The sequence below is a fragment of the Oscillospiraceae bacterium genome (genome assembly GCA_035353335.1).
Classification (GTDB): Bacteria; Bacillota; Clostridia; order Oscillospirales; family JAKOTC01; genus DAOPZJ01.
Genome location: DAOPZJ010000084.1, coordinates 1 through 7,631, shown reverse-complemented (window position 1 = coordinate 7,631; position 7,631 = coordinate 1). Strand labels below are relative to the sequence as shown.

At 51.9% G+C, this 7,631-nt stretch carries 5 protein-coding genes; all 5 read left to right on the top strand.

Going from position 1 to position 7,631, the window contains the following annotated elements:
* Nucleotides 1-2,730: DEAD/DEAH box helicase (locus PKH29_12095; protein HNX15579.1), on the top strand; the 2,730-nt coding region annotated here is incomplete at its 5' end.
* 122 nt (nt 2,731-2,852) lie between these two features.
* Nucleotides 2,853-4,337, top strand: coding sequence for a DUF1538 domain-containing protein (locus PKH29_12090; protein ID HNX15578.1), 1,485 nt, complete (start codon nt 2,853-2,855; stop codon nt 4,335-4,337).
* Complete coding sequence (locus tag PKH29_12085; GenBank protein HNX15577.1) at nt 4,337-5,005, top strand: P-II family nitrogen regulator; 669 nt, start codon at nt 4,337-4,339, stop codon at nt 5,003-5,005. Before PKH29_12090 ends, PKH29_12085 begins: the two co-directional genes overlap by 1 nt.
* Before the next feature lie 24 nt (nt 5,006-5,029).
* Nucleotides 5,030-6,619 carry a glycerophosphodiester phosphodiesterase family protein gene (locus PKH29_12080; GenBank protein ID HNX15576.1) on the top strand — a complete coding sequence of 530 codons (1,590 nt, stop codon included), beginning with the start codon at nt 5,030-5,032 and terminating at the stop codon, nt 6,617-6,619.
* Between the two features lie 73 nt (nt 6,620-6,692).
* A complete protein-coding gene (locus PKH29_12075; protein ID HNX15575.1) occupies nt 6,693-7,463 on the top strand; it encodes a thymidylate synthase in 771 nt (256 codons plus the stop codon).
* The last annotated feature ends 168 nt before the right edge of the window (nt 7,464-7,631 follow it).

Sequence of the window (7,631 nt, the reverse complement as noted above, 5' to 3'; positions counted from 1 at the left end):
CCCCGCGTGGTCTATGACCGGATTCACGATAAGGTGGAAGGCGACGCCTACAGCCGAATGCTGGCTGTCAACGCGGGCGGCACGATCCCCGATCGGGGGCAATATACCTGCAAGACCGAGGGCGGCGTCAAGCTCGGGGAACTCGACGAGGAATTTATTTTCGAGACCCGTATCAACGATCGGTTTTTCCTTGGTACTTTTGCATGGAAAGTCTTGAGCATCAACCGCGATGTGGTGGTTGTCGCGCCGGCAAGTCCTGCGGGGGCGCGGCTGCCATTTTGGCACGGCGACCCCAAGGGGCGCGCGATGCAGACCGGTCTTGCGTTCGGTCAGATTCTGCGCCGTCTTGCCCGTGCCGACGAGACCGGCGAAATGCAGGAAGAGATTGAAAAGTTAGGGCTGGATAAGCATGCGGCAAAGGGCGCTTTCGGATTTTTAAAGCATCAGATTGAGTGCACCGGCGGGCTGCCCGACGACAAGACCATTATCATCGAGCATTTTATCGACGACAACAACGCGCGCCAGATGATGGTGCATTCGGTTTTCGGGCGTCCGGTCAACGAGCCGTTTTCGATCTTGGTCAAGGAAGCCGCCGCGCGCGTCACCGGGTCGACCATCAACTGTGTGATCTCCGACGATGGATTTTTGCTCTATCCTTACGATGCAAAACCTCTGCCGATGGGCTTACTTTCGGAGGTCGTTCCCGAGACGGCTCGTCAAATCGTGACCGCGGTACTGCCGACAACGCCCTTATATAACATGAATTTTCGCTATAACACCGCGCGGGCGCTGTTGATGGGAACGAAAAGCCACACCCGCCAGCCGCTCTGGATTCAACGCATGCGCAGTGCGGAACTGCTCTCATCGTTGGTTGAGCAGCAAAAACACCCGATCATCCGCGAGACGACGCGCGAATGTTTAGAGGATTATTGGGACCTCGCGGGCGTTGAGGCGGTTTTAAACGGAATCAAGTCGGGCGATATCACGGTGCGCGAAATCGAGCGCAGTTCGCCGTCGCCGATGTCGATTCCGCTGCGCCGAAAGGCCGAAGCTTCGATGATGTACGACTATTCCCCGACGCCGCAAAATATCCATCGGGCAACGGATAAAGCATTAAGAGGTGTTCGGGCGATCAGACCCGAACAACAGCAATTGAAGCGCGTTTCGGTACGCGCAAAAATGCCCGAAGATGTTGAACAGCTACACTCGCTATTAATGATCGAAGGCGATTTGATTGCCGGTGATTTGGAAGTACCGGTCGAGTGGCTGGAGACACTGGCTGCCCACGGACGCGCGAAATACATAGAACCGGGGCTTTGGATTGCCTCGGAACAGGAACAGGACTATCTCATCGCACTTGAAAATAAAGACCTTGAAGCGCGGGGAAAAATCGTTCGGCGGCTGCTGCGCTATCGGGGCGCGATGTCGGCGGAGCAGGTCGCCGAGCGCTATTTATGGAGCGACGAAGAGGCGCAGGCCGTTTTAACACAGCTTACCGAACAGGAACAGATTGTTGTGCAGGACTGCATCTATTACCACGCGGCGCTGTATGAGCGCGCACGGCAGGAGACCATCAAAGACCGGCGCAGACAGGTGATAACACTGCCTGCGGAACGATATGCTGCACTGTTATGCGATCGGATGAACATTTCCGGACCGCCCGCCGAACAATTGGAGACTGCTTTGAATCTGATGTGCGGAGAGTCGCACCCTGCCGAGGCGTGGGAGAGCGTTTTGCTTCCGGCACGGGTCGGCAGATACAGCCCGCAGATATTAAATAACCTCGTGGGGAGCGGTTCGTTCTTTTGGCAGCTCTCGCCCGACGGGTCTCTGCGGTTCGGGCGCACCGCCAATATCGACTGGGAAGCCGAGACTCCGATTCCCGAGGGACTGGACGAAGATGAAAAGGCGATCTATCAGGCGCTGTTAAAATGCGGCGCGAGCTTTATGCAGCGGTTTTCGGGCCTTGTCAGCGGTTCTCCCGCCGAGCCGCTGATGCGGTTGGCCGAAAAGGGGCTTGTGACCGCCGACAGCTTTATTCCGGTGCGCCAGTGGCTCGAACGCAGTAAAATCGAAAAAGGCACGGTTCGGCAGCGGGTCAACGCGCGCGTACAGGTGCTGACCGGGCGCTGGGAGGTCATCCGCCCGATGAAAATCCCGACAGTTGAACAAAAACTCGACTGCAATTTCGACCGTGCGGTGATTATTTGCCGTGAGACGGTGCAGGGACTTTCGTGGAGTGAGGCGCTCGGGGCGCTTCGCATCTGGGAATACACCGGCAGGGCACGGCGCGGCTATTTTGTCGAGGGGCTTTCGGGCATCCAGTTCATCCGCGAGAACGATTATGCGGGCACGATTTTAACATTACAAAACCCGCGCGAGGGACTTGTGTGGTTAAATGCCGCCGATCCCGTGCAGCCGTGGGGAAAATGCCTGCCGCACAAAGCCGATAAGGTGTTTATAAACGTCGCCGGTTCTGCGGTGGCGTTAAAATCGGGCGTTCCGGTTGCCGTTTTCGAGCGGCAGGGGAAAACCCTGCGCGTGTTCGAACAAAACCGCTTATCCGAAGCACTCTTCGCATTTGTGCGCGATTATGCGGGCAAGCGGATTTTCGCCGAGCAGCGACGAATTGTGGTCAAGGAATACCCGAAAGATGCCGAAGAATTGCTGAAAAAGGCGGGTTTTTCACGCGAGTTGCAAGATTTTGTGCTTTATAGGCCGTATCAGTGAGAATTCCGGATTTCATTTCCTTGACAAAATCGCCGTAAATCGGTATAATTTTATACAGTGTATAATCGCTATCATTTAATTTTATGGTGCCGATTTCATAATGTATTTAAAAGGAGGCGCCGGTGGAAGCGATCATTGCAAAATTGAAAGAAGTTCTTTTTTCCGTTCTCCCGATCACGGGGCTGGTATTGATTTTAAATTTCACACTGACTCCGGTCACAACACCCTTAATCATTCGCTTTTTAGTCGGAGCGGTGCTGATTGTGTTAGGGCTGACGATTTTTTTACTCGGGGTTGATATCGGAATCACGCCCATTGGCAACCACATGGGTTCGGGTGTGGCGCGGTCGAATAAGCTGTGGATTGTGGCGCTCGCCGGGCTTGTACTCGGATTTTTTATTTCGGTGGCGGAACCGGATTTACACATCCTCGCCGGTCAGGTTGAAAGTGTCACTTCGGGGCAGATTTCTAAAATCGCCATTGTGTTGGTGGTTTCGGCGGGCATTGCATTGATGGTTGCCGTCGGTCTTTCGCGAATCATCTATAATTTCCCATTGTATAAGCTTTTGTTGATTTTATATATTATCATTTTCGGGCTTGCATTGTTGACCTCAAAAGAGCTCACCGCAATTGCGTTCGACGCTTCGGGTGCGACGACCGGTGCCCTGACCGTCCCGTTTATCTTGGCGCTTGCGACGGGTGTGTCGAAGATGAAAAAAGACAGCAAGGCCTCGGAAAAAGATAGTTTCGGGCTGGTCGCCGTCGCTTCAACCGGAGCAATCATCTCGGTGCTGCTGATGAGCATTATTTCCAAAACCGAACAAGTCACAGGCGCATCGGAAATTGTGGACGCGGTTCCGAAATCGTTGTTCGCCCCGTTTTTAGAAAAACTGCCGGTCATCGCGGGCGAGGTGGCGTTAGCGCTTTTACCGATCTTACTTATTTTCGTCGTCAGCAATCGGTTCTTTTTAAAGGTCTCAAAACACGCCGTGCGCAGAATTTTATGCGGATTGGTGTTTTCGTTTGCCGGACTGGTTTTATTTTTACTCGGCGTAAACGCCGGATTCATGGAAGTCGGGCGGGCCGTGGGCTACGGACTGGCTTCGATGGAAAGCTCCGTTTTTTTAATTGCAGTCGCGTTCATCTTGGGTATGGTCACGATTTTGGCGGAACCCGCGGTTTATGTTTTAACCCATCAGATCGAAGAAGTTACAAGCGGATATGTCAAGCGGCGCGCTGTGTTGGTGACGCTGGCGCTGGGTGTTGCGGCTGCGGTCGTTTTGTCGGTGATTCGCATTTTGATTCCGCAAGTTCAATTATGGCATTATTTATTACCCGGTTATATTCTGTCGATTGCACTGTCCTTTATCGTGCCGAAACTGTTTGTGGGCATGGCTTTTGACGCGGGTGGCGTCGCCTCCGGCCCAATGACGGCGACTTTTGTGTTGGCGTTTGCGCAGGGCGCAGCCGGAGCTGTCGAGAGTGCAAATGTCCTTGTCGATGCGTTCGGGTTGATTGCAACCGTGGCGATGATGCCCATTATATCGCTTCAGATTTTGGGTTTAATTTATAAAATAAAATCAGCAAAAGTCAAGGAGGGTTCATAATGCCGGATATAACAGAAGGGCTTGATATTACTTTAATCTGTATCATTGTCAACTTCGGGCAGGCAAGTAAACTGATCCGCTTTGCCAAACACCACGGGATCACCGGTGCCACGGTGGTGCTCGGAACCGGCACCGTCTGCGGCGGCGTCTTGGACTTTTTGGGGCTTGCGGATACCAGAAAAGAGATTATTTATTTAGCGGCCGAAAAGGAGATTGCCTACCGGGCGCTGGAAGAACTCGACCGGGAGTTTGAGTTTAATAAACCCCATCACGGCATTGCATTCACCACCCCGATCTGCGGGATTATGGGGACAAAAAATATCACATGTCATCAAAACGGACACGCGGGAGGTGTCAATCAGACCATGTATCAGATCATCACAACCATTGTCGAGCGCGGAAAAGCCGAGGATGTTGTCACCGCCGCGCAAAAAGCGGGTTCCAAGGGCGGCACGATTTTAAACGCACGCGGATCGGGTGTTCACGAGACCAGCAAGCTGTTTTCGATGGAGATTGAGCCGGAAAAAGAGATTGTACTCATTTTAGCCGAGCATGATCATACCGCGGCGATTGCCGGATCGATTAAAACTGCCCTCAAACTCGACGAGCCCGGAAACGGCATCATCTATATCCAGTCAGCAGAAAAAACGTACGGGATTTATCAATAGTACACAGTAAGGAAATGATGATCAATGAAAATCAAATTATTACAACCCCAATATCCGGCCAAAGAAAATTCGGCGGCGTGTTTTGAGTGGATTTTGCAACGGCTTGCCGACTGTGACGATACATTCGATCTGATTGTCACACCCGAATATTCCAACGCGCCGGGCATCGATAGCCGAAAGGAACTCGATTCGTTTTGTGCCGTGAGCACCGATCGGTTGATTTCCACCGCAAAAGACACAGCTAAGCGCTGCCGGTCGTTTGTCGCGGTCAATCTCGCTTATCACGAGGGCGGGGAGTTATATAACACGACGATGCTTTTCGGGCGGGACGGCAATTTGCTGCACCGATATAATAAAGTACATCTGCCGCCGTTTGAAGTCGAGGTGTTAAAAGCGAAGCGCGGAAACGAGTGTGATATGGTTTTTGACGCAGAAGGCACCCGATTCGGATTTTTAACTTGCTATGATCTGTATTTCGGGGAATATATCGAAAAACTGGCTTCGTTGCAGCCCGATGTGATTGTTTTCCCATCCTACCAGCGCGGCGAGACCTGCGAAAACCTTTACGCCCAGACGCGCCTGTGCGCCAATCGGTGTAACGCCTTTGTGCTGCGCAGTTCTTACAGCATCAAACCGGATTCGCCCCGGGGCGGATGCACGCACATTGCCGGTCCCGACGGAAATCCGATTGCCGATTTCGGGCAAGCTGTCGGTGTTTTGGACTGCGAGATCGATCCGAAATACAAAATGATGCGCGCAAACGGTTTCGGAATGCCGTCGGTGGCAGGTGATGTCTTTGTCGAAGCGGGTCGTGTTCCGTCGGCTTACAGGCAGTGCGGTTCATCGATGTCGCTGTCCGACGCCGAATTACCCTATCCGCGCATCTGCGCGCACCGGGGTTTCAGTACGATTGCGCCTGAAAACACACTGCCCGCGTTTGGAGCGGCGATTGCGCTCGGCGCACACGAAATTGAATTTGACGTCCGATTTTCGGCAGACGGAATTCCGATGGTGATCCACAACGACACCGTCGACGAAGTGACGCACGGCAGAGCAACGGGAAAAGTCACCGATTACACCTGTGCGCAACTGGAGGAAATGAATGTCGGAAAAGGCCCGTTTGACGGACTGGGATTTGCCACGTTTGAAGAAGCGCTTCAAAAGTTCGCCGGAAAAGTGATTATGAACATCCATCTCAAGGGAGATGCCGAAGCGGGGAATAAAGAAGCGGTATATGATCCGAAAAAGTTGAAAAAGATCATGGATTTGATCGAGCAATACGATTGCAAAGATTATATCTATATCGCCGGATGCCGCGATGTGCTGAAAACCGCATGTGAATATTACCCCGAAATTCCTCGGTGCTGTCTGGATGGTCAATTGGACTTCAAGTTGGTCGAAACCGCCATTGAATTCAATTGCCAAAAACTCCAGCTGTTCAAACCCTATTTCAATCAGACGATGATTGACAAAGCACACCGAAACGGGATTCTATGCAACGTTTTCTGGTCCGATGACCCGAAAGAAGCGGTCGATTTTATCAAAATGGGCATTGATACGATCCTGACCAATGATTATCTGCGTGTCTCAAATGCCGTGAAGAAAGCCGAATAAGACGGTTGAAAAGCGGGACAAGTTCAGTTATAATGGAAACAGAAAATTTAACAGCGGGGGGATTATCATACATATGAGAGAGATTTTTGTAACCGGCGAGTCGCTTCCCATCGCATACCATAAAGCGCTGGTCGCTTTGGCCGAACAGGGCGATATTCTGACCTGCAGCGACTGGGGTCAGATGCAAAAAGAGGTCAGCATGACCTATGTGGTCGAAAACCCGCTTCAAGAACCGATGGTCAGCCGCCTTTACATCGGCGGATTTTATGAGCTGCAGCAATATGTCATGGAAATTTTAGACGGCATCCTCGATTTCAAGATCGGCGACGGCAAGTGCTGGGAATATACCTACCATGACCGCTATTACCGCCAGCTGCCGTTTATTCTGAACGAACTGCGCCGCAACCCCGACAGCCGCCGCGCTGTGATGAACATCCGTGATTTTGAGATCGACAGCAACAACAATGACCCCGCCTGTTTACAGAGCATTCAATATTTAATCCGCTGCGGTAAACTGCACTGCAAAGTTTTAATGCGCTCCAACGATGCCGCGCAGGCCAACTTTATGAACGCATTCGCTTTTATCCAGCTGCAAAAGAAGATTGCGGATGAGCTGGGTGTTCCGGTCGGAACCTACACCCACCGCGCCAACAGTTTCCACTGTTATGAGCGTAATTTCAAGCTGCTTGAGCAATATGTCGACGGCATAAAGAACAAGCCGCTTGAGGAGATTACATACGAATACGAGGGCTTTTTCAAAGACATGATGGCCGAGAGCATCCCCGCAATCAAAGCCGCGGTCGGTAAACTTCGCGCAGAGATGGACACGAGAACAAAACAGTAAAAATGTGATTATTTGAAAACCGCGGGCGTTTTACGCCCGCGGTTTTGCGTGATCAGCAGTTATAATTTTAAATCAGCTTTCGGACGTTGTACATGAAATCGAGAACCGTCCAGTTTTGCGGAAAAGCACGGTTGATAGTCCAATAGCTGATGCCCCCGAGATTATACT